Origin of the sequence: Brucella grignonensis, assembly GCF_002252505.1 — a bacterium.
GTDB classification, from domain to species: Bacteria; Pseudomonadota; Alphaproteobacteria; order Rhizobiales; family Rhizobiaceae; genus Brucella; species Brucella grignonensis.
The window spans coordinates 38,052-56,738 of record NZ_NNRL01000166.1; the positions used below are offsets into that span (position 1 = coordinate 38,052).

Sequence of the window (18,687 nt, forward strand, 5' to 3'; positions counted from 1 at the left end):
TGAGCGGTCTTGAGGACTGTAAATGAACTGCATGTAACTAAATGAAGAAAGGCAAAATTGTATGCATGTCTTGATTATCGGCGCGGCAGGAATGGTCGGACGCAAACTTGCCGAAACCATCAGCCGTGATGGGGGTATTGCTGGAGCGGAAGTCAATGCTTTGACATTAGTGGATGTAATCACTCCTTCTGCTCCAGAAGGATATTCCGGTAAAGTTGAGACTTATGCTGCAGACATTTCTTATCCCGCAGTCGCAACTACTTTAGTTGCGGGTCGACCAGACGTTATATTCCATCTGGCAGCGATTGTATCCGGTGAAGCCGAGCTCGATTTTGACAAAGGCTATGCAATCAATCTCGATGGCGCGAGATATCTGTTTGAAGCTATTCGCAAGCAAGGGGACATCTCTCCATATAAACCCCGTGTGGTTTTCACATCGTCGATTGCCGTCTTTGGGGCACCCTTTCCAGAGAAAATCGATGATGAATTCTTTTTGACGCCCCGTACAAGCTATGGAACGCAGAAAGCAATAGGCGAGCTCCTGCTCGCGGATTATTCGCGTAAAGGCTTTCTGGACGGCATCGGAATCCGGCTGCCGACGGTGTGTATTCGCCCAGGAAAGCCAAATAAAGCTGCGTCCGGCTTTTTCTCCAATATCTTGCGTGAACCCCTCATAGGCAAAGAAGCCATTCTGCCGGTGGATGAAAATGTCAGGCATTGGCATGTCAGTCCTCGCCGCGCAGTGGGCTTTCTCCTCCACGCCGCAACGATTGATCTTGCGCGCCTCGGCCATCGCTGTGTTTTGAACATGCCAGGCCTCTCAGCTACGGTTGGTGAGCAGATTGAAGCATTGCGAAGAGTTGCCGGCGACAAAGCCGTGGCGTTGATCCGTAAAGAACGCGATCCGCTTATTGCTGGGATCGTTGATGGCTGGGCGCAAGATTTTGATGCAAAGCGCGCGATTGAGTTGGGCTTTATCGCGGACACATCGTTCGATGAAATCATCAAAATTCATATCGAAGATGAATTGAACCAAGGATGACATGACGTGACGCCGGATAAGACAGCAACTGTAATCGGACTTGGCTCCATGGGCTGGGGGGCAGCCACGTCACTATTGCGCGCAGGCTTTCATGTTAAAGGCGTGGATGTTCGCCACGAGGTTTTGCAACGTTTCGCGGCGGAAGGCGGTGAGGCATACTCGACCGCTGCCGAGGCGGGTCCGAGCGATGTAGTATTCGTTTTCGTTGTGAATTCTGATCAGGCAAAGGATGTCCTTTTCGGCGCCAAAGGCGCATTGGCAAGCGCTGTTCGAGGCACAGTCTTTCTTTTGTGCGTAACTATGGCGCCGAGCGTCACCGTCGAAATAGCCGAACGCCTTGAAGCGGCTGGCATGCTGGTTATAGACGCACCGGTTTCGGGCGGGCATCAGAAGGCTCTCACAGGCGAAATGACGGTGATGGGATCTGGCTCGAACGCAGCCTTTGACATTGCTGCGTCCAGTCTGGATGCTGTTGCTGGCAAGGTATTTCGTCTCGGTGAAGAGCTCGGACTGGGCTCGAAGGTCAAGATGATCAATCAGCTGCTTGCCGGTGTACATATCGCGGCAACAGCAGAAGCTCTCACCCTTGCAGCAAAAGTTGGACTGGACCTTCAGACAGTATTCGATGTCATTCGTGTGTCGGCGGGTTCGTCGTGGATGTTCGAAAATCGCGGACCGCACATTGTGGACGGTGATTACACACCACGTTCCGCAGTGAATATCTTTGTCAAGGATTTGGGCATCGTTACCTCAGAAGCTTCAGAGGCTGGAGGATCGACACCTTTAAGTCAAACAGCACTGGAGCTCTTTAATCAGGCAGCGGATGCCGGATTTGGACCGCAGGATGATGCAGCTGTAGCAAAGATACTCGCCTTAAAAAGCGATGTAATATTGCCCGGAATGGCGGATTAGACGATGGGTATTGTTTTAGGCGCTATTGCTGACGACTTTACTGGAGCAACTGATCTCGCAGGTCTATTGGCTCGAAGCGGCTATCCAGTTTCTTTGCGACTTGGATTGCCGTCAGAAGCCGAACCTGAAGGCAACGCCGCGGCGTTCGAAATTATCGCTCTTAAATGTCGTACAATTCCCCAAAATATGGCTGTTGATCAGGCGCGATCTGCTTATGCCTGGCTCAGCGCTCGCGGTGCAAAACGCTTCTACTGGAAATATTGCTCGACCTTCGACAGCACTGAAAAAGGCAATATAGGGCCGGTTGCTGAAGCACTGATGGCCGATATAGGCACACCTCAGACGATCTATTGTCCTGCATTTCCGGAAAATGGTCGTAATGTTTTCATGGGGCATCTCTTTGTGGGAGAAGTGCTTCTCAACGAAAGCGCGATGAAAGACCATCCTTTAACGCCAATGCGCGACTCCAGTCTGGTCAGATTGTTGACGCCACAGGTGTGTGGGAAAGTGGGCCTCATCAACCGGCTTACTGTCGCGCGTGGTGTGGAAGCTCTCAAGTCCAGATTGAAAGAACTAGAGGCTGACGGCATCGCACATGTTATTATTGATGCCGTTGCGAATGATGATCTTTCAATTATCGCGGAAGCCTCACTGGATTTCCCATTAATCAGTGGAGGTAGCGCTCTCGCTATGCCGCTGCCAGCACTTCTCGCTGGTTCCGGTATGATTGGCCAAACCACTGAAACTGTACCTGAGCCTCAGGTGCAGAAGGGACAGCTTGTACTTTCAGGCAGTTGTTCGGCCATGACTCTCAAGCAGGTCGAACTCTATCGTGATAGGGCTGCAAGTTATCAGCTGAACCCAACAGTTCTGGCCGAACGTGGCATCGCGGATGCGCTCGACTGGCTTCAAAAACAACCAGCCGAAAAGCCGAAGCTGATTTATGCAAGTGCTGATCCAACGTCTGTGCAAGAAGCGCAATCGAAACTTGGTGTGGAGCGGGCCGGACAAATTGTTGAACAGGCGCTCGCTGAATTGGCGCTTGCTTCGTTCAAACTTGGGATACGTCGATTTGTGGTCGCTGGCGGTGAAACATCGGGCGCGGTCGCTCAGGCCCTTGGAGTCTCGAAGCTCAGGGTCGGCAAAGAAATCGCGCCCGGTGTTCCATGGACCTATGCCAAAATTGGCGATGAAACCGTTGCACTCGCTCTTAAGTCTGGCAATTTTGGAACTGCGTCCTTCTTCTCCGATGCGTTTCAGATGCTGGAGGCTGCATGAGCGAAGAAGCAAGATTGCGAGAGGATATCTGCCGGTTAGCAAAGTCGATGTTTGATCGGGGACTTACAGGTGGATCTTCGGGAAATATTTCGGCTCGCCTTTCCGACGGGCGCTTGTTGGTAACGCCGACAGGCAGCTCGTTTGGTGGGCTCGAGCCTCAAAGACTGTCGCTGTTTAATGAGGCAGGGATGCTGGTTGGCGGTGATCGTCCTACGAAAGAAATGCCGCTTCATTCCGCATTTTATGAAACGCGCGGTGCCAAGGCCGGGGCCGTTGTGCATTTGCATTCATGCCATTCGGTTGCCCTTTCAATGCTACCGGATATCGATCCCGATAACATGCTGCCGCCTCTAACGGCTTATTCGATCATGAAGCTCGGCAAGGTCAAGCTCTTGCCATACTTTTTGCCGGGTGATCCGGCAACGGGTGATGCAATTCGCGGGCTGGCTGGTAAGCGAAGTGCTGTTATGTTGGCCAATCACGGCCCTGTCGTTGCATCGAAAGATCTGGAAGCAGCGGTTTATGCGATCGAGGAACTCGAAGAAACGGCCAAACTTGCTTTGTTGACCCACGGGCTGAAACCCAAGCTCTTAACCGATGCGCAGATCAGTCAGATCGTAGAAAAATTTGATGTGGAGTGGGAGTAACATGGCGAAATTCTCGGCCAATTTGGGTTTCCTGTGGCAAGAGCTGCCTCTTCCTGACGCAATACGCGCAGCCAGCAACGCTGGCTTTGATGCCGTGGAATGTCATTGGCCCTATTCCTATGATGTCAAAGATATAGCTGCCGCTCTTCACGAAACCGGGTTGCCAATGCTGGGTCTCAATACTAGTCGCGGCAATGTGGAAGCCGGAGATAATGGTCTTACAGCCGTTCCGGGCCGTGAAAGTGAAGCGCGCGCGGCTATTGATCAGGCGATCACCTATGCCAGCGAACTTAACGTGCCCAATATACATGTCATGGCAGGACGTAGTGAAGGAACGGAAGCCCATCACACTTTTTTGAGTAACCTCGCCTATGCCTGCGAGCGCGCGTCTATTTACGGAATTACTATTCTGATCGAACCTCTGAATAGTCGCGATGCGCCGGGATACTTTCTGAGAACCTCTGCGCAAGGTCTATCGATTATCGAAGAGCTCGGTCAGGACAATCTGAAGCTGATGTTTGATTGTTATCATATCCAGATCATGGAGGGTGATATCAGTAAACGGCTTGAAGCATTGATGCCGCATATCGGCCATGTTCAGATAGCGTCCGTTCCTGATCGCGCAGAACCCGATCATGGGGAATTGAACTACAGGCATATTGTGCGTTGGCTCGATAAGCTTGGCTATCAAAAACCTATTGGGGCTGAATATCGTCCGGTAACGTCTACCGTTGATGGACTAAAATGGATGCGCCTTTTTGAATGAAGCTATTAAGCGGTACAGAGACGAGAACGAGGAGGAATGATAGTAATGAGCGCTGGATCAGCTGCAGGAAATAAGCCCATTGCACTTGTAACAGGTGGGGGAACGGGGGTCGGTCGCGCGATTGCAAAAGCGCTTGGCACTGCAGGCTATCAGGTCATCATATCGGGCAGACGTGGCGAGGTTCTCGATAAAGCGGTTAAGGAACTCGCGGCTGAAACGGGCGGACATTTCCACGCTTTCAAAGCGGATGTAAGTATCCTGTGTCAGTGCGTACCCTTTTTGACAACATCGAAAGCAAATTTGGACGACTGGATCTTCTGATCAACAATGCGGGTACTTTGGTGCCGGGTGTTCCTTTGGAGGAAATAAGTTTCGATGACTGGAGTGCAATTGTAGGCGCCAATCTGACAGGTGCGTTTTTGTGCACACAACAGGCATTTCGCATCATGAAAGCGCAACAGCCGCGTGGTGGTCGCATCATCAATAACGGATCAATTTCAGCGACGACACCGCGTCCAAACTCTGCGCCGTATACTGCGACCAAGCACGCCATCACTGGCCTAACAAAATCGACGGCACTTGATGGGCGCAACTTTGATATTGCTTGCGGACAGATCGATATCGGCAACGCTGCAAGTGATATGACGCAGAAAATATCAACTGGTGTCATTCAGGCAAATGGGACGATTGCCGCAGAACCAACGATTGACCCGACACATGTTGCCAATGCAGTTGTTTATATGGCGAGCCTGCCTTTGGACGCTAATGTGTTGACCATGACGGTGATGGCAACCAAAATGCCGTTAGTCGGGCGCGGTTGATACTGTCGCCTGCTGCAATGGTCTGAAGTCTTACAAAGGAGAGAAATAGCGAAGGTGTAAATGTCGGAAGTGAGGAGCTGGCATTTTCATTTTAAAAAAACATAAATTATCGATCACACTCTGGGAGGATACGCATGGCAGCTGTACAGTTCGCTGAGGTAGTGAAATCTTTCGGTACCTTTCCTGTTATCAAAGGCGTGAATATTGATATTGAAGATGGCGAGTTCGTCATTCTTGTTGGGCCTTCTGGCTGCGGAAAATCAACCCTTTTGAGAATGTTGGCCGGGCTGGAGAATATCTCCGGTGGGGAGGTTCGCATTGGTGGCAGAACAGTAAATAACCTGCCGCCCAAGGAACGCGATATCGCTATGGTGTTCCAGAACTATGCCCTTTATCCCCATATGACAGTTGCCAAGAATATGGCTTTCTCATTGATGCTCAATTCTGCGCCACAGGCCGAAATTGAGGAGCGGGTGAACTATGCGGCCGGTATTCTCGGTCTGACAAATCTACTCGACAGATATCCGCGTCAGCTTTCAGGAGGGCAGCGTCAGCGAGTTGCAATGGGGCGCGCGATCGTTCGTGATCCGCAGGTTTTCCTATTCGATGAGCCGCTGTCTAATCTTGATGCCAAGCTTCGAGTGGCTATGCGTGCGGAAATCAAGGAATTGCATCATCGACTTAAGACGACGACTGTCTATGTAACTCACGATCAGATTGAAGCGATGACAATGGCTGACAAGATCGTTGTCATGCATGACGGGCGCGTTGAGCAGGTTGGCTCCCCGCTAGAGCTTTATGATAATCCGAGTAACCTGTTTGTCGCAGGATTTATCGGCTCACCCGCAATGAATATGATCAAGGGCAAGCTCGCTCCGGAAGATCCAAAAACATTTGTTGCTGAAGATGGTATGCGATTACCACTTTCTCGCGGCTATCCAGCCGCTGTCGGTCGCGATCTCGTTTATGGGTTGCGTCCTGAATATATACGGCTTGATAGTGCGGGCATGCAGGTGCCGGTCGTCGTGATTGAACCAACCGGTTATGAAACGCACATCGTCGTGAATTTCGGTGGAACAGAAAATACCTGTATTTTCCGCGAACGTGTCGATGTTCGCCCTGGCGAGATGATTTCAGTCTCAATTGATCCAGCAAATGTTCACTTGTTCGATGAACAGGATGGAATGCGGCTATCGGCCTGAGTTTATTCCGCACACCAAAGGAGAGGAGCCTTCGGTGTGCCGTTTCTGGGAAAGACGCATGTCACCAGATTTCTGCATCCGTGGTTTGGGACAGCGGATGTGATTAACAAAAAGTCCCATCTTTGGAGGAGGAGCATAATGACTATCAGAAGAAGAACATTTCTTGCGGGAACAGCAAGCCTTGTTGGCGCTGCGGGTCTTTCTGGCCTCGGCTATTCTCCGGCTTTTGCTGCCGAACCTCAATATAAACCCGAAGAAGGCGCAAGTCTTAGGCTCTTGCGCTGGACACCTTTTGTGAAGGGCGACGAGGAGAGCTGGCTTGCCAACACAAAGAAATTCAGCGATGCCACCGGTGTTGCAGTCCGCATTGATAAGGAAAGCTGGGAAGATATTCGCCCCAAAGCTGCCGTCGCAGCCAATGTCGGATCTGGTCCGGACATTGTCATGTGCTGGTTCGATGATGCCCATCAATATCCTGATAAGCTCGTAGACCTCACGGAACTGGGTACATATCTCGACGGTAAGTACGGCGGCTTCTATGATGGGCTGAAGGGGTATGCGGTACGCGATGACAAGTTCATTGCCATGCCATTGACTGCAATCGGCAATGCAATTGTTTATCGTGATAGCCATGTGAAAGCGGCAGGTTTTAGCGAGTTCCCCAAGGACGCTGCAGGCTTTCTCGAGCTTTGTAAAGCGATGAAAGCCAAAGGGACGCCAGCGGGTTTTCCACATGGTAAAGCCGTTGGCGATGGAAACAACTACGCCCATTGGTTGTTGTGGAGCCACGGCGCACAAATGGTCAATGAAAAGGGCGAAGTCACTATCAATTCGCCCGAAACACTGGCCGCATTGAACTACGCAAAAGAACTTTATGCCACGTTCATTCCAGGAACAGAAAGCTGGCTGGACATCAATAATAATCGCGCGTTTCTCGCGGGGCAGGTTTCACTAACTGCGAACGGGGTTTCGATCTACTACGCTGCGAAGAATGACCCGAAGCTTGCTGAAATTGCTGAAGATATGCGCAGCACAAACTTCCCAATCGGACCTGTTGGGAAAAGCGTTGAGTTGCATCAGACCAGTTCCTTGCTTTTGTTCAAGCATACGAAATATCCAGAAGCCGCGAAAGCTTACCTCAAGTTCATGATGGAAGCTGACCAGATGAATGCTTGGATCAAGGGGTCGAGCGCCTATTGCTGCCAACCACTTAAGGCGTTCGCAAACAATCCGGTCTGGACGGAGAATCCCATCCATGCGCCTTATGCCCGAGCATCGGAAACCCTGCGGCCGAATGGGTATGCGGGGCCACTGGGATATGCGTCAGCGGCGGTGATGGCTGACTACGTTCTGGTCGATATGTTTGCCTCTGCGGTAACGGGAGCGGAAACTCCGGAGGAAGCGATGGCAAGCGCTGAAAAGCGAGCGAACAGATATTATCGCGTGTGATCGACATAATCATGAGGCGTAGGTGAAAGCTTACGCCTCCGCTTCGCATAGAGCATTTCTAATGAACGAGTTTCGACCTGAAATGCGCTGATGTTCTGGAGGTGCAATCCATGACGATGACGAATACAAAAGGCTCCGGGAGTGACGCGGCGCAGCAAAGTCCAGCCCGACCGCGCCTGAGCAACAATCGCGATATGCTTGGATTTTTGTTCATGCTGCCTGCAGCAGTTTTTCTGCTTTGCTTCCTCACCTATCCGCTTGGTCTGGGGGTTTGGCTGGGCTTTACCGACACCAAAATAGGACGCGACGGCATTTTTATTGGCCTAGAAAATTATGAGTTTCTTTGGGACGACAATGTTTTCTGGCTCTCCGTGTTCAACACGGTTCTCTACACATTCGTCGCATCTGTTCTCAAATTTGGTTTGGGCCTTTGGCTTGCGCTGTTGTTGAACGAAAATCTGCCGATCAAATCTTTCTTCCGCGCAATCGTATTGTTGCCGTGGGTGGTGCCAACCGTACTTTCAGCACTCGCATTCTGGTGGATCTACGATGCCCAGTTTTCCATCATATCCTGGACGCTCATGCAGATCGGCCTGATTGACCAGCCCATCAATTTTCTGGGCGATCCAACAAATGCACGATTGTCTGTCATTGCTGCCAATGTCTGGCGCGGCATTCCTTTCGTGGCGATATCTCTCCTTGCGGGCCTGCAGACCATTCCAGCATCCTTGCAGGAAGCAGCATCCCTTGACGGTGCATCCAGCTGGCAGCGTTTTAGGCATGTGACATTACCGATGCTGACACCGATCATCGCTGTGGTGATGACGTTTTCCGTGCTGTTCACATTCACAGATTTTCAGCTGATCTATGTTTTGACCAAAGGTGGGCCTGTGAATGCGACGCATCTCATGGCCACCCTATCGTTTCAACGTGCAATTCCGGGCGGCCAGTTAGGCGAGGGTGCTGCGATAGCGGTCGCAATGATCCCGTTCCTGCTCGCCGCAATTATGTTCTCCTTCTTCGGTTTGCAGCGTCGCAAATGGCAGCAGGGCGGAGGTGATTGAGAATGGAGAAAATCATGAAAGCCAAGGATCAGGCGATCAATACCATTACCGATGACACCCAGGGCATGTCTTATCTCAACAGGCTGCCCAGAAGAGTGGTGACAATCTATATACCCATTGCGCTGTTTATTTTCGTGCTGCTCTTTCCATTTTACTGGATGGCAATCACTGCAGTTAAGCCAAATTCACAGCTCACAGATTATGACAACTACAGCCCATTCTGGGTGGTCGATGCCACATTCGATCACATCAAGTATCTGTTGTTTGAGACGTCATATCCGGGATGGTTATGGAACACGATGTTGGTTGCAACATGTGCAACGTTCATATCACTGGTGACATCAGTTCTAAGTGCCTATGCGATTGAGCGCATCCGCTTTACTGGCTCGCGCTCGGTAGGTTTGCTGATTTTTCTGGCTTATCTCGTTCCGCCATCGATCCTGTTCATTCCGCTGGCATTTATCGTCTTCAAACTTGGGATCTATGACTCTCGTTTGGCTCTCATTTTTACTTATCCGACCTTTCTTATCCCATTCTGCACCTGGTTGCTGATGGGATATTTCCGCTCAATTCCATTTGAGCTGGAAGAAAGTGCACTCGTTGATGGTGCAAGTCGCTGGCAAATTTTGTGGAGGATTATTTTGCCTCTTGCGGTGCCCGGACTGATTTCGGCAGGTATATTCGCCTTCACTCTTTCGTGGAACGAGTTCATCTATGCACTGACATTTATTCAGTCATCAGAAAATAAGACCGTTCCTGTAGGGGTGCTGACTGAACTTGTGCGCGGCGATATCTTTGAATGGGGAGCACTTATGGCCGGTGCGTTATTTGGGTCGCTGCCGGTTGTCATTCTCTATTCATTCTTTGTCGACTATTACGTCTCGTCCATGACTGGAGCCGTGAAGGAATAACCAACCTTCATATTGTCCATGTCGATACGAAAAGAGGCTCTCTCGAGCCTCTTTTAGAGCGCGTTTCGATCTGATTGGATCAGATCGGCGCTCTAAATATTTGCTTTAACGCGCATCTTGTCCGAAAACCGTTTCACACTTTTCGGGATGCGCTCTAATTGCGATCAATAGCTATTGTCATAACTGACCGCTCAAAGCTTCCTGAACGGCTATATCAGCCATCGCAATTGCAGCTTCTCTGGTGCGTGCGGCAGCGATAAAACGGCCATTGTGGCAGAAGTTTGCACCTTCAATGCCGCATACCGCTTCCAGATCGCCATTGGTCAACCCAGCCCAAGCTGCAGGAAGATCAGCTCTCAGTTCAAACCCATCATCCGATTTACGGATGCCAGTCAGACACCAATCGTTATTTCTGGGATGAACGACAAACAGCAGATGATCGGCACCAGCTTTGACGATTGCAGACCGGAAAGGCATTCCGAGCGGAAGTTCCAGCACCCGATCTTCGCCTGCAGCTTCAATTGCATTTTGCACAATGGTCTCAGCTCGTAATTTCGCTGCACTTCCTGCGATTTTTGCTTCGACAAAACTGCGGGCGATGATCAAAGCGCGTTGAAACGCCTGATCATCAGCCTCGGGGTTTGTTTCATCAAAGACGGGTTTAAGCGTCTCCAACAGTGTGGGCAGGGTCAGCCCCGCAAGTGGTCCGGCAATAGAAGGGCTCAGTTCGCCGTTGTCCACCAGATCAATTGGAAGTACGAAATTCTGGTCAAAGGACGCGTGAATAGCTTCTACATCCGTCTCGGGAATGCCGGAGAGCATAAGGTAGTCGTGTCCATAATGCTTCCAGATCAGACCAAATGAGCTGTAGGGTTGTCCGTCTTCGCGGCGAGGTGCGCCGCGCTGATGGTGATCGTAAATACGCGCTTCCGGATCATAGAGGCCGCCAACATCGTAAATGACGCGGTCAGCGTTTGGCGTAATCCAATTCCGGTCTCGGCTGCGAATGAGCTGGGCATTAGGGAACAGTTTGGTGAGTATGACACTCGACATCAACTCGTCGGCATGAAAGCCCCCAGAGTGTGTAACGATAAATTCTGGGTTCATACCGTATGCGCCTTATCAGTATTAAAATGAAACGAGAGAACGAGTGCTGTTACTCTTTAGAGCGTTTGAACTCAAGCTCTCTCATACATATTCTTCAAAGATGCCAATGACTGGCTGCTACACCTAGCTCGCATGTTGAAAGCGTAATTGCGAGACAAGAGGCTGTACCAACCGATTGGATGGACATCTGACTTAATTATAATTTCCAGTACCGGTTTTAACCCAATAAATACGCTGGTGTCTGGGGGTCGAAGCCAACAATGTGCTTACCCTCGTCAAAGGCAGTCAGAAGTTGCTTGCGAAGCGACAGCCTTGCATTCATTGCCGCTGCCGGATTGGTTGCAAGCAGACGATCGATATCGCCTGGTATCTCCACACGTTGAACATTTGCGGGAAATTCAAGCTTCTGGCCCTGAGATCGCGCTTCAACACGCGGATCGTCAAGTTGCCAGTCAGCCACGATCCTGTCCGATGGAAGACCGGAGTTGATGCCAACCATAGGGCCGTAATAGTCGATATGATACGTGGACGATGTGGCACCAAGGCCTGCAATGTTGAGGCCGGCGTTAACCGCACGGATAGGATCATAGGTCCAGCGTACAAGCGTGATGTTTCGGGCAAGGCACCAGTCACGCTGGAACCACTTCATCCGCGCGCCCAGCTTCAGGCCTCTCGCTTCCGGCAGCACAGCCAGTCGATGGGAATGCTGAACGCCGGGCGTTGCACTTGGGAACCCAAAAATGAAACCTATCATCTTTTGACTATCGAACGCTCCGGCGACAAGACCGCCTTCGTGTTGAATGGCAAGCAATAGGTCTGAGGCATCGACAGGATCGTCTTCTCCCCAAACCAGCCGCTGCACAGTCTCCGAATCCTTCATCTCATTGAGAGAGGCGAGCTCGCGGATGACTACGTCGCTCATGCAACAAATTCCTCACGATGGTTGGTAACCGTATCGAGAAAAGCATGATTGAGGGTCACGCCGATACCCGGACCGCTTTTCGGAACGGCCATACGGCCATGCTCCGCTTCAAGTGGTTCATTGACAATATCACGCGGAAAGTAGCGGCTGGCGGACGAAGTGTCCCCCGGCTTTGTGAAATTCGACAGCGTTGACAGGTGTATGTTGTGCGCCCGCCCGATGCCTGCTTCGAGCATCCCGCCGCACCATACAGGCACATCGAAAGCAGCACAAACATCGTGAATTGCCCGAGATGCACTATGGCCGCCCACACGGCCTACCTTGATATTGATCACCCGGCAAGCTCTTGCAACAAGCGCTTTGCGTGCATCCACCGAAGACCGGATGCTCTCATCCAGGCAGATTGCGGTCAGCAGCTTTTCCTGCACATGGACATGATCGGTGATGTCGTCAAAAGCCAGCGGCTGCTCGATATAATCAAGCGCGAAAGCATCCATTGCTTTGAGAAGTGGAAGATCGGACAGCCGATAGTCTGTATTGGCGTCAACCGTCAGCTTGGCTTCCGGGAAACGCTCGCGTACGGCCTGAAGCATAGCGAGATCGTGACCGCGCTTGATCTTGAGCTTAACGCGCTTGTAGCCGGCATCAAGCGAGGTCGCGACCCGGTCAATCGTCGTTGGAATATCGGCAATGCCAAGGCTGACACCCACATCGATAGCATCGCGAACGCCACCAAGCGCAACGCTCAATGGTAGGTTCAGTGCTTTTGCCCACAGATCCCATACCGCCATCTCAACCATGGCCTTGCTCATTCTGTGTCCGCGCCATGGATCGAGAATGGCTGCAAGATCGGCGGGGCCATTAAAGCGTTTGCCAACAATCTGGGGTAACAGCACATCGCGCAGGAAAGAGAGCGAACCGGCGATAGTTTCCTCCAGATAATCCGGCAACGGATCCATCACGCCTTCGGCATAGCCTTCAAGGCCTTCAGCTTTCAAAGTGAGGATCGGTATGATCTTTTCTGTCATTGTTCCAGTGGAAATCACGAAAGGAACAAGTAGAGGTAAACGTATGATCCGTATTTCCGCCGCTTCGATTTTTACTCCGGCAAAAATTGGTGCTGTGTGCATCGAATACCCCATTTACAACTATAGTTGATCGACCTGATCTTAGGGGTGCCACTGACGATCCTCCCCGGCCAGATTAAATTCCCATTCGCTTTCAAAAGTCCAACAAATTTATCAGAGCTCCGGCTGTTGCTCATCCGGTAATCTGTCCAGTGGGAAAACCGGTCGGCGCAAACGGGAATAGGTTCGTCTCGACAAGTCCGGTGAACTTAGACCACCTGCATCGGTAATGATGATCTGCGTTGCGATGGGGCCGAACGCACCTTTGAAATGCTGCATCGACTTAACCGCCAAGATAGATCTTTCTTTTGGTTCAATGCCAACAGCCCGGAAAATATTCTGATCCAGCATCTGCATGCGTTCCGACACGATCATGATGTCTATCCCATCGACACGCAAGCACACGGCTTGTCCAGTCGTACCGGGCAAGCCGGTAAACATCGGGCCTTCAAAGACAAAAGTACCGTCGCTGATCGACATGATACAACCTGTCACGGTCAAAGGACCGCCGCCGACCGATGGATCGGACTTGCCGCCAATCGTCACCGTAACAGTCTCGCCTATCGCCTTGGCTGCGATTTCCGTCACCGCTTCAGGGTCGAGAAGCGCGCCTGCTGCGGCATTGGTTACGCCAGCTGCCAGCATCGCAGCAATGAGCGCCGTGCAATCACTATATGCGCCAGAGCCGGGATTATCGGAAAAATCCGCAACAACAATCGTACCATCGACGTTTTGAGTTTCCTTCAACTGCCTGATGCATTCATCGAGAGGGACTGGCTTTGACCATTGATCCTTATAGGACCAGATTTCATCGCACATCTTGCCCGCAACATCGCAGGCGGTTTGCTGGTCGACGCTTTTACGATCGAAGGTTACGATGACACAGGGACCTGCGGCCCATACATCCGCATCGGTAAACCCGGCATTGATCGCAACGTTCAAAATACCCGGCTGCTGCATCTTACGACCGGCACTTTCGAGCAGGCGGCACATCGGACCGTTATCTGTCGTGCGACCGTCATCGCAACCAAGCAGCATTGGTGGACGTGAGATGGCCAGCGCAGGTTCGATTTCGCCCCTCATCGCCCGATCCAGCAACGAACATGCCTCAACGCCAACTTCATTCATGTCAATATGAGGATAGGTACGGAACGAAACAGCGACCTGCGCCAGATCAGCCAGCTCATCAAAAATATTGGCATGAAGGTCGAGGGTAATAGCGATCGGAATGTCATATCCAACCACGGCACGGATTTCCCGCAGGAACTGGCTGTCGCCATCCCCATCTGTTTCCGTAACCATGGCACCATGCAGGGCGACGAATATGCCGTCAAACGGCCCGGACTCCTTCAGTCGCCGGAGACATTCACCAGTTATTTCCAGGCGCGCAGTTTCAAGGACCGGACCATTGGGTTCAGCGTGGGCCGCGGTGATGTAGACAGGCGACCAGCCTTTCTCATCAGCGACTTTTATTGCGCCGCCCACCTCTGAGCCTGTGCCTCGGAAATTGGCCGGAATCTCATCGCCCTTGAAATAGTGGGAAGCTCTAAAATCGCTGATGCTCGTGCGATTATGAGTGAAAGTATTACTTTCATTGATGAATTCGATGATCGCAACGCGATATGACACGGTTCAACCTTTCTTTTGTCGGCAAAAACCAGTCTGGATTGGTCATAAATCAATGGGAGGAGTCCGGACGCAGGTAGCGGCTCAGAATATTAAGAGATGGCAACGTCATTCGTTGCTACACCCGCGAGAATAGCTTTTGCCCATTCGCAGCGGACACCTGATCTTATGTGGTGTTTCAGATCTGGTGCCCGCTGCGATGTGTTATTTTGCAAAGATTTCGCTGGCGAATTTCGGCTTTTCCCTGATGTCGAAATCAAAGTACTTGGCACTGATCTTGTCGTAGCTGCCGTCTTGAATGATCTCTTCCAGCGCTTTGTTGACGCGCGCGCGCAGTTCTTCATCATCCTTGCGGAAGGCCATTCCGGCCCCCAGGGTTCCATCTAGAAGGAACTCGTTGCCGACAAATTCGCAGCAGTCCGCTCCCTTCGAAATCCAGTCGCTAAGTGCAAATTTGGATTCAAGCAAAAGATCAATGCGGCCATTCTCAATGTCCAGAAAAGCTTCTTCCAGAGTTGGATAGAGCTTCACCTCATTGTCTGGGAAAAAGCGCTGCAAAGCATCGACTGCGATGGAGCCTGTTTGCGTGCCAATGACTTTGCCCTTGGCACTTTCTGGCGTCACGTCCTTCAGGCCAAGCTCCTTCAAAGCAACGAAGCGCATGGTGTTGTAATAATACGGATTGGAAAAGCTGACCTGCTGCATACGCGACTCAGTAATAGCCATCGATGAAGCCATGATGTCGAACTTCTTGGACTGAAGCGCTGGAATGATCCCGCTCCATTCATTCGCGCTCCACACACAATCAGCTTTCAGCTTTTCACAGATCGCGTTGCCCACATCAATATCAAAACCCTTGAGCTGACCGCTTGGATCAAGATAATTGAATGGCGCATAAGCACCCTCGGCACCCATGCGAATTTGCTCGGCATGAGCTGCGAAAACACCAGAAAAGGCAATAAGCGCGGCAATAGTTCCCATTTTGGCTTGCTTAAGCATGTCTCGTTCTCCTTTTATGTGCCCATTCGCGACTGATCCAGCTACCGATATTCGATAAACAGACGGATGTGTTGTCGTGCACTTGAGCAGTTTTTGTTCATTGACGATTAGGCTTGTGAAAGAGCTCAATCAATGCAAAATATCTATTTACATCTATTAGAAAAATTCATGGCACATGGGCATACGGACCGGACGAAGACGACTTCCAAGTTTGAAGGCCTTAAGGGCTTTTGAAGCCGTGTCGCATTGCAAGAGCTTCACTGCCGCCGCGGAAGAACTTGCGGTAAGTCAGGGTGCCGTGAGCCATCAGATAAAGCTTCTTGAACAGTACCTTGGTTGCCAGTTACTGCTTCGCGGCCCGCGAGGTATTTCACTGACTGCTGAAGGAGCTCTGCTGATGGAAGTCTGTGCTCGCGCATTCGATGAAATCGGTGCGGTGACGACACTGATCGGCCACGACAACAAGACCAAAATTCTGCGTGTTCGTGCTGGGCCATTTTTTTCGATGGAAGTGATTGCCAGCCGAATTGCAGGATTTTTAAAGCAAAATCCTGGCATCCAGCTTCATCTGAACAATCTCGATATAGATTCCCTTGCCCAAGACCGCGAAGATGCGCAAATCAAATATTGTCTGCACCCACCTGCAGGCGCTTATAGCATCGAATTATTGCGAGAAAGGCTTGTGCCTGTCTGTAACCCTTCGCTTGTTGGCGAATTGGCGAATCCAGAAGATCTTCTCTTTAATCCGGAAGTTCCCCGCCTACACTATAGGGACGTCAGTGACTGGAAAAGGTGGTTGTCGCATCACAATTTGGATGAGATAGCCGCAAATTCGAACCTGTTTTTTGATGACCAGCACACATTGTTGGCAGCCGTACGGGCGGGACAAGGCATTGGGTTTTCTCATCGACCATTGGTCGAAAACGACGTGCAGCGCGGAAGCCTCAGTATCGTGTCCGAACGATATTTTGAGCCCAAAGAATCCTATAAGTTTATATGCAGTCACGAAAACATTGCGTCTAATCCGGCATTGCAGCTCTTCCACGACTGGCTCATTAAAGAGGTTTCGACCATCTGTTAGATTCAGACAGTCGATATCTGATGAAGCGGGATTTGGGCCGACAATGACCCAATGGCTGTCGTCTCGAACTGCGAAGTGCTTCCTGTACAAGGCTCTGGTCCATCATCACAGGCTGGAAGGTCTATCGCTATCCGATTTATACCCGGCATCACAAGTCCGAGCTTGCATCTGGTTGATGGCGTCCTGCCGTGGAATTGCCCCAACCGGTCATCATTCAAAATTAATCTATGACGGTGAAAGTTTTCCCGTTTAACCGCGTTTCACATTGCTGATCATGTGCGAATTGCGTGATGACAGGATGCCTTTTGCAGAGTTCGCGGAGACGTCGCGTGGTATCCTTGTGCACATCATAGCTCGCTGCCACGCCATCAACGATACCGTCGATAAGGGCACGCTCATTATAGGCTGCATCACCTGCGATCATGACCAAGTGGTCATCCTGCTCGATGACAACAGATTGATGGCCTTCAGTGTGTCCGGGGGTCGGAACGATGCGCACCCGGCCATCCCTTGTGAGCTTCGTACTGCGGTCAAAGCTCTCCCATGGACCATCCTTGTGTTCAACCCGGGTTGGATTGAAGCCCTTGGGATAATGCATGTTCAAGAATCCGCTTATCGGGCCAGACCAGGCGAGAGATGCCGCAGCCTCGGGCGCACTTAGAACAAACTCGCTGTTAGGGAAATTTGGAATGCCACCCGCATGATCGCCGTGCATGTGGGTCATCACGACCCAGCGCACGTCGGCCGGATCAAAGCCAAGCGCACGCACTTTTGCTCCAGCTTCTTCCTCTGGTCGTACCCAGCGGCGTTCACAGGTCTGCATGAATGGATGCCACCAAGGTTGATAGTGGTAGTAGTTGGCGTGAGAACTTTCACCTGTATCTACCATGATCAAGCCCTCTGGATGCTCGATCAGCCAGCAACCAATCGGGAGGAGAGGAGTCCAGTCTTTGTCTTTGAAAACGTCCCACGTGCGGGCTGGGCGCGCAATTTTGCGCGACACTGCGTGCAAACTCTTGATTTGCACATCACCTGTTTGAATGTAGTGGATGTTCATGATATCGCTCTTATTGCAACATGTGTTGCATTAACGATTACAAGTAAAGGGACGCAATGTCAACTCGACCAAAAGTGGCTGAATTTGATCAGGTAAAATCGAGGCGGGGGGGACGCAGTGGCCGCGTACGCGAAGCCGTGATGGAAGCCGTGAAAAAAGAATTGGAAATCAAGGGCTACAATGGAATTTCACACCGGGGAGTCGCGGCTGCCGCCGGAGTCGATCATGTAACGGTTTATCGTCGATGGCCGACACGCGCCCGTCTTGTGGTCGATATGGTGCTTGATGTTGCCGACGGTTTCGTTCCAGTACCGGACACCGGCACCCTCGGCGGCGATTTGCAGGCTTATATGGCACGTATCATCGCAATGCTGGCTGATCCTGCGGTAATGCCTTTACTGCAGGCACTCTTTGCTGCATCGATGGAGGGCGATCAGGATATCCGATCCAGCCTGTCTGAAATATGGAATGAGCGCTTTACCAACGCTTACATCATGATCGACCGTGCGATAGAGCGGCAAGAGGTAAATCCTACCATAGAGCGGGAACGAGTTCTTGAAGCAATAGTCTCACCCATTTGGTTCCGAACCTTTGTACGCAGGGCGCCACTGGATGAGGCGTTCACCGGTCTCGTTATACGCGATGTCATGTCAATCGTGCATCGTGCATCGTGAAT

At 51.3% G+C, this 18,687-nt stretch carries 17 protein-coding genes and 1 pseudogene; 12 read left to right on the top strand and 6 right to left on the bottom strand.

Features of this window, described 5'->3' with window-relative positions:
* Window positions 1-61: 61 nt before the first annotated feature.
* The 10 genes and pseudogenes from denD (at window position 62) to CEV33_RS20965 (ending at window position 10,092) form a co-directional block, all read left to right on the top strand.
* Complete coding sequence (gene denD / locus CEV33_RS20920) at window positions 62-1,042, top strand: D-erythronate dehydrogenase (RefSeq protein WP_094542281.1); 981 nt, start codon at window positions 62-64, stop codon at window positions 1,040-1,042.
* 6 nt (window positions 1,043-1,048) lie between these two features.
* Window positions 1,049-1,954 (top strand): L-threonate dehydrogenase, encoded by a 906-nt coding sequence (ltnD, locus tag CEV33_RS20925; protein ID WP_094542282.1) that lies wholly within the window; start codon window positions 1,049-1,051, stop codon window positions 1,952-1,954.
* 3 nt (window positions 1,955-1,957) lie between these two features.
* Window positions 1,958-3,232, top strand: a complete 1,275-nt coding sequence (gene otnK / locus CEV33_RS20930; RefSeq protein ID WP_094542283.1) for a 3-oxo-tetronate kinase — start codon at window positions 1,958-1,960, stop codon at window positions 3,230-3,232.
* A complete protein-coding gene (otnC, locus tag CEV33_RS20935) occupies window positions 3,229-3,879 on the top strand; it encodes a 3-oxo-tetronate 4-phosphate decarboxylase (RefSeq protein ID WP_094542284.1) in 651 nt (216 codons plus the stop codon). The genes otnK and otnC overlap by 4 nt, the downstream gene beginning before the upstream one ends.
* Window position 3,880: 1 nt before the next feature.
* Complete coding sequence (locus CEV33_RS20940; RefSeq protein ID WP_094542285.1) at window positions 3,881-4,645, top strand: hydroxypyruvate isomerase family protein; 765 nt, start codon at window positions 3,881-3,883, stop codon at window positions 4,643-4,645.
* 45 nt (window positions 4,646-4,690) lie between these two features.
* A pseudogene (locus tag CEV33_RS20945) lies at window positions 4,691-5,466 on the top strand (SDR family oxidoreductase).
* 134 nt (window positions 5,467-5,600) lie between these two features.
* Window positions 5,601-6,668 (top strand): ABC transporter ATP-binding protein, encoded by a 1,068-nt coding sequence (locus CEV33_RS20950; protein WP_094542286.1) that lies wholly within the window; start codon window positions 5,601-5,603, stop codon window positions 6,666-6,668.
* A gap of 138 nt (window positions 6,669-6,806) precedes the next feature.
* Entirely contained in the window at window positions 6,807-8,117 is a 1,311-nt protein-coding gene (locus CEV33_RS20955; RefSeq protein WP_094542287.1) for an ABC transporter substrate-binding protein, read from the top strand.
* A 194-nt stretch (window positions 8,118-8,311) separates the two neighbouring features.
* Window positions 8,312-9,181, top strand: a complete 870-nt coding sequence (locus tag CEV33_RS20960; protein ID WP_235818487.1) for a carbohydrate ABC transporter permease — start codon at window positions 8,312-8,314, stop codon at window positions 9,179-9,181.
* Window positions 9,182-9,195: 14 nt separating this feature from the next.
* Complete coding sequence (locus tag CEV33_RS20965) at window positions 9,196-10,092, top strand: carbohydrate ABC transporter permease (RefSeq protein ID WP_094542313.1); 897 nt, start codon at window positions 9,196-9,198, stop codon at window positions 10,090-10,092.
* Window positions 10,093-10,269: 177 nt separating this feature from the next.
* Here CEV33_RS20965 and CEV33_RS20970 read toward each other — a convergent pair whose 3' ends face one another.
* The 5 genes from CEV33_RS20970 to CEV33_RS20990 form a co-directional block, all read right to left on the bottom strand.
* On the bottom strand, window positions 10,270-11,199 hold the full coding sequence (locus CEV33_RS20970; protein ID WP_094542288.1) for an MYG1 family protein: 930 nt from the start codon (window positions 11,197-11,199) through the stop codon (window positions 10,270-10,272).
* Between the two features lie 217 nt (window positions 11,200-11,416).
* Window positions 11,417-12,121, bottom strand: coding sequence for a GNAT family N-acetyltransferase (locus tag CEV33_RS20975; protein ID WP_094542289.1), 705 nt, complete (start codon window positions 12,119-12,121; stop codon window positions 11,417-11,419).
* Window positions 12,118-13,263 (bottom strand): o-succinylbenzoate synthase, encoded by a 1,146-nt coding sequence (menC, locus tag CEV33_RS20980; RefSeq protein ID WP_328588597.1) that lies wholly within the window; start codon window positions 13,261-13,263, stop codon window positions 12,118-12,120. Before menC ends, CEV33_RS20975 begins: the two co-directional genes overlap by 4 nt.
* A 99-nt stretch (window positions 13,264-13,362) precedes the next feature.
* Window positions 13,363-14,877 carry a M81 family metallopeptidase gene (locus CEV33_RS20985; protein WP_167388203.1) on the bottom strand — a complete coding sequence of 505 codons (1,515 nt, stop codon included), beginning with the start codon at window positions 14,875-14,877 and terminating at the stop codon, window positions 13,363-13,365.
* 201 nt (window positions 14,878-15,078) lie between these two features.
* Window positions 15,079-15,873: an ABC transporter substrate-binding protein gene (locus CEV33_RS20990; RefSeq protein ID WP_235818483.1), complete on the bottom strand. Its 795-nt coding sequence runs from the start codon at window positions 15,871-15,873 to the stop codon at window positions 15,079-15,081.
* A gap of 175 nt (window positions 15,874-16,048) precedes the next feature.
* Here CEV33_RS20990 and CEV33_RS20995 point away from each other — a divergent pair, with 175 nt between their 5' ends.
* The gene (locus tag CEV33_RS20995; RefSeq protein WP_094542291.1) at window positions 16,049-16,954 is read left to right on the top strand and encodes a LysR family transcriptional regulator; all 906 of its coding nucleotides are present in this window, start codon (window positions 16,049-16,051) and stop codon (window positions 16,952-16,954) included.
* 220 nt (window positions 16,955-17,174) lie between these two features.
* On the opposite strand, the gene CEV33_RS21000 is transcribed toward CEV33_RS20995, so the two are convergent.
* Window positions 17,175-18,011, bottom strand: coding sequence for an N-acyl homoserine lactonase family protein (locus CEV33_RS21000; protein ID WP_208620235.1), 837 nt, complete (start codon window positions 18,009-18,011; stop codon window positions 17,175-17,177).
* A gap of 56 nt (window positions 18,012-18,067) precedes the next feature.
* On the opposite strand from CEV33_RS21000, the gene CEV33_RS21005 reads away from it, so the two are divergent.
* A complete protein-coding gene (locus CEV33_RS21005) occupies window positions 18,068-18,685 on the top strand; it encodes a TetR-like C-terminal domain-containing protein (RefSeq protein WP_094542293.1) in 618 nt (205 codons plus the stop codon).
* The last annotated feature ends 2 nt before the right edge of the window (window positions 18,686-18,687 follow it).

What these genes read in the sequence shown, in the direction of transcription:
- otnK (WP_094542283.1), top strand. Translation starts at nt 1,958, where the DNA reads ATGGGTATTGTTTTAGGCGCTATTGCTGACGACTTTACTGGAGCAACT.
- denD (WP_094542281.1), top strand. Translation starts at nt 62, where the DNA reads ATGCATGTCTTGATTATCGGCGCGGCAGGAATGGTCGGACGCAAACTT.
- CEV33_RS21000 (WP_208620235.1), bottom strand. Translation starts at nt 18,011, where the DNA reads ATGAACATCCACTACATTCAAACAGGTGATGTGCAAATCAAGAGTTTG.
- CEV33_RS21005 (WP_094542293.1), top strand. Translation starts at nt 18,068, where the DNA reads ATGTCAACTCGACCAAAAGTGGCTGAATTTGATCAGGTAAAATCGAGG.
- CEV33_RS20965 (WP_094542313.1), top strand. Translation starts at nt 9,196, where the DNA reads ATGAAAGCCAAGGATCAGGCGATCAATACCATTACCGATGACACCCAG.
- CEV33_RS20955 (WP_094542287.1), top strand. Translation starts at nt 6,807, where the DNA reads ATGACTATCAGAAGAAGAACATTTCTTGCGGGAACAGCAAGCCTTGTT.
- CEV33_RS20970 (WP_094542288.1), bottom strand. Translation starts at nt 11,199, where the DNA reads ATGAACCCAGAATTTATCGTTACACACTCTGGGGGCTTTCATGCCGAC.
- menC (WP_328588597.1), bottom strand. Translation starts at nt 13,263, where the DNA reads ATGGGGTATTCGATGCACACAGCACCAATTTTTGCCGGAGTAAAAATC.
- CEV33_RS20950 (WP_094542286.1), top strand. Translation starts at nt 5,601, where the DNA reads ATGGCAGCTGTACAGTTCGCTGAGGTAGTGAAATCTTTCGGTACCTTT.
- CEV33_RS20940 (WP_094542285.1), top strand. Translation starts at nt 3,881, where the DNA reads ATGGCGAAATTCTCGGCCAATTTGGGTTTCCTGTGGCAAGAGCTGCCT.
- otnC (WP_094542284.1), top strand. Translation starts at nt 3,229, where the DNA reads ATGAGCGAAGAAGCAAGATTGCGAGAGGATATCTGCCGGTTAGCAAAG.
- CEV33_RS20975 (WP_094542289.1), bottom strand. Translation starts at nt 12,121, where the DNA reads ATGAGCGACGTAGTCATCCGCGAGCTCGCCTCTCTCAATGAGATGAAG.
- CEV33_RS20995 (WP_094542291.1), top strand. Translation starts at nt 16,049, where the DNA reads ATGGGCATACGGACCGGACGAAGACGACTTCCAAGTTTGAAGGCCTTA.
- CEV33_RS20960 (WP_235818487.1), top strand. Translation starts at nt 8,312, where the DNA reads ATGCTTGGATTTTTGTTCATGCTGCCTGCAGCAGTTTTTCTGCTTTGC.
- CEV33_RS20990 (WP_235818483.1), bottom strand. Translation starts at nt 15,873, where the DNA reads ATGCTTAAGCAAGCCAAAATGGGAACTATTGCCGCGCTTATTGCCTTT.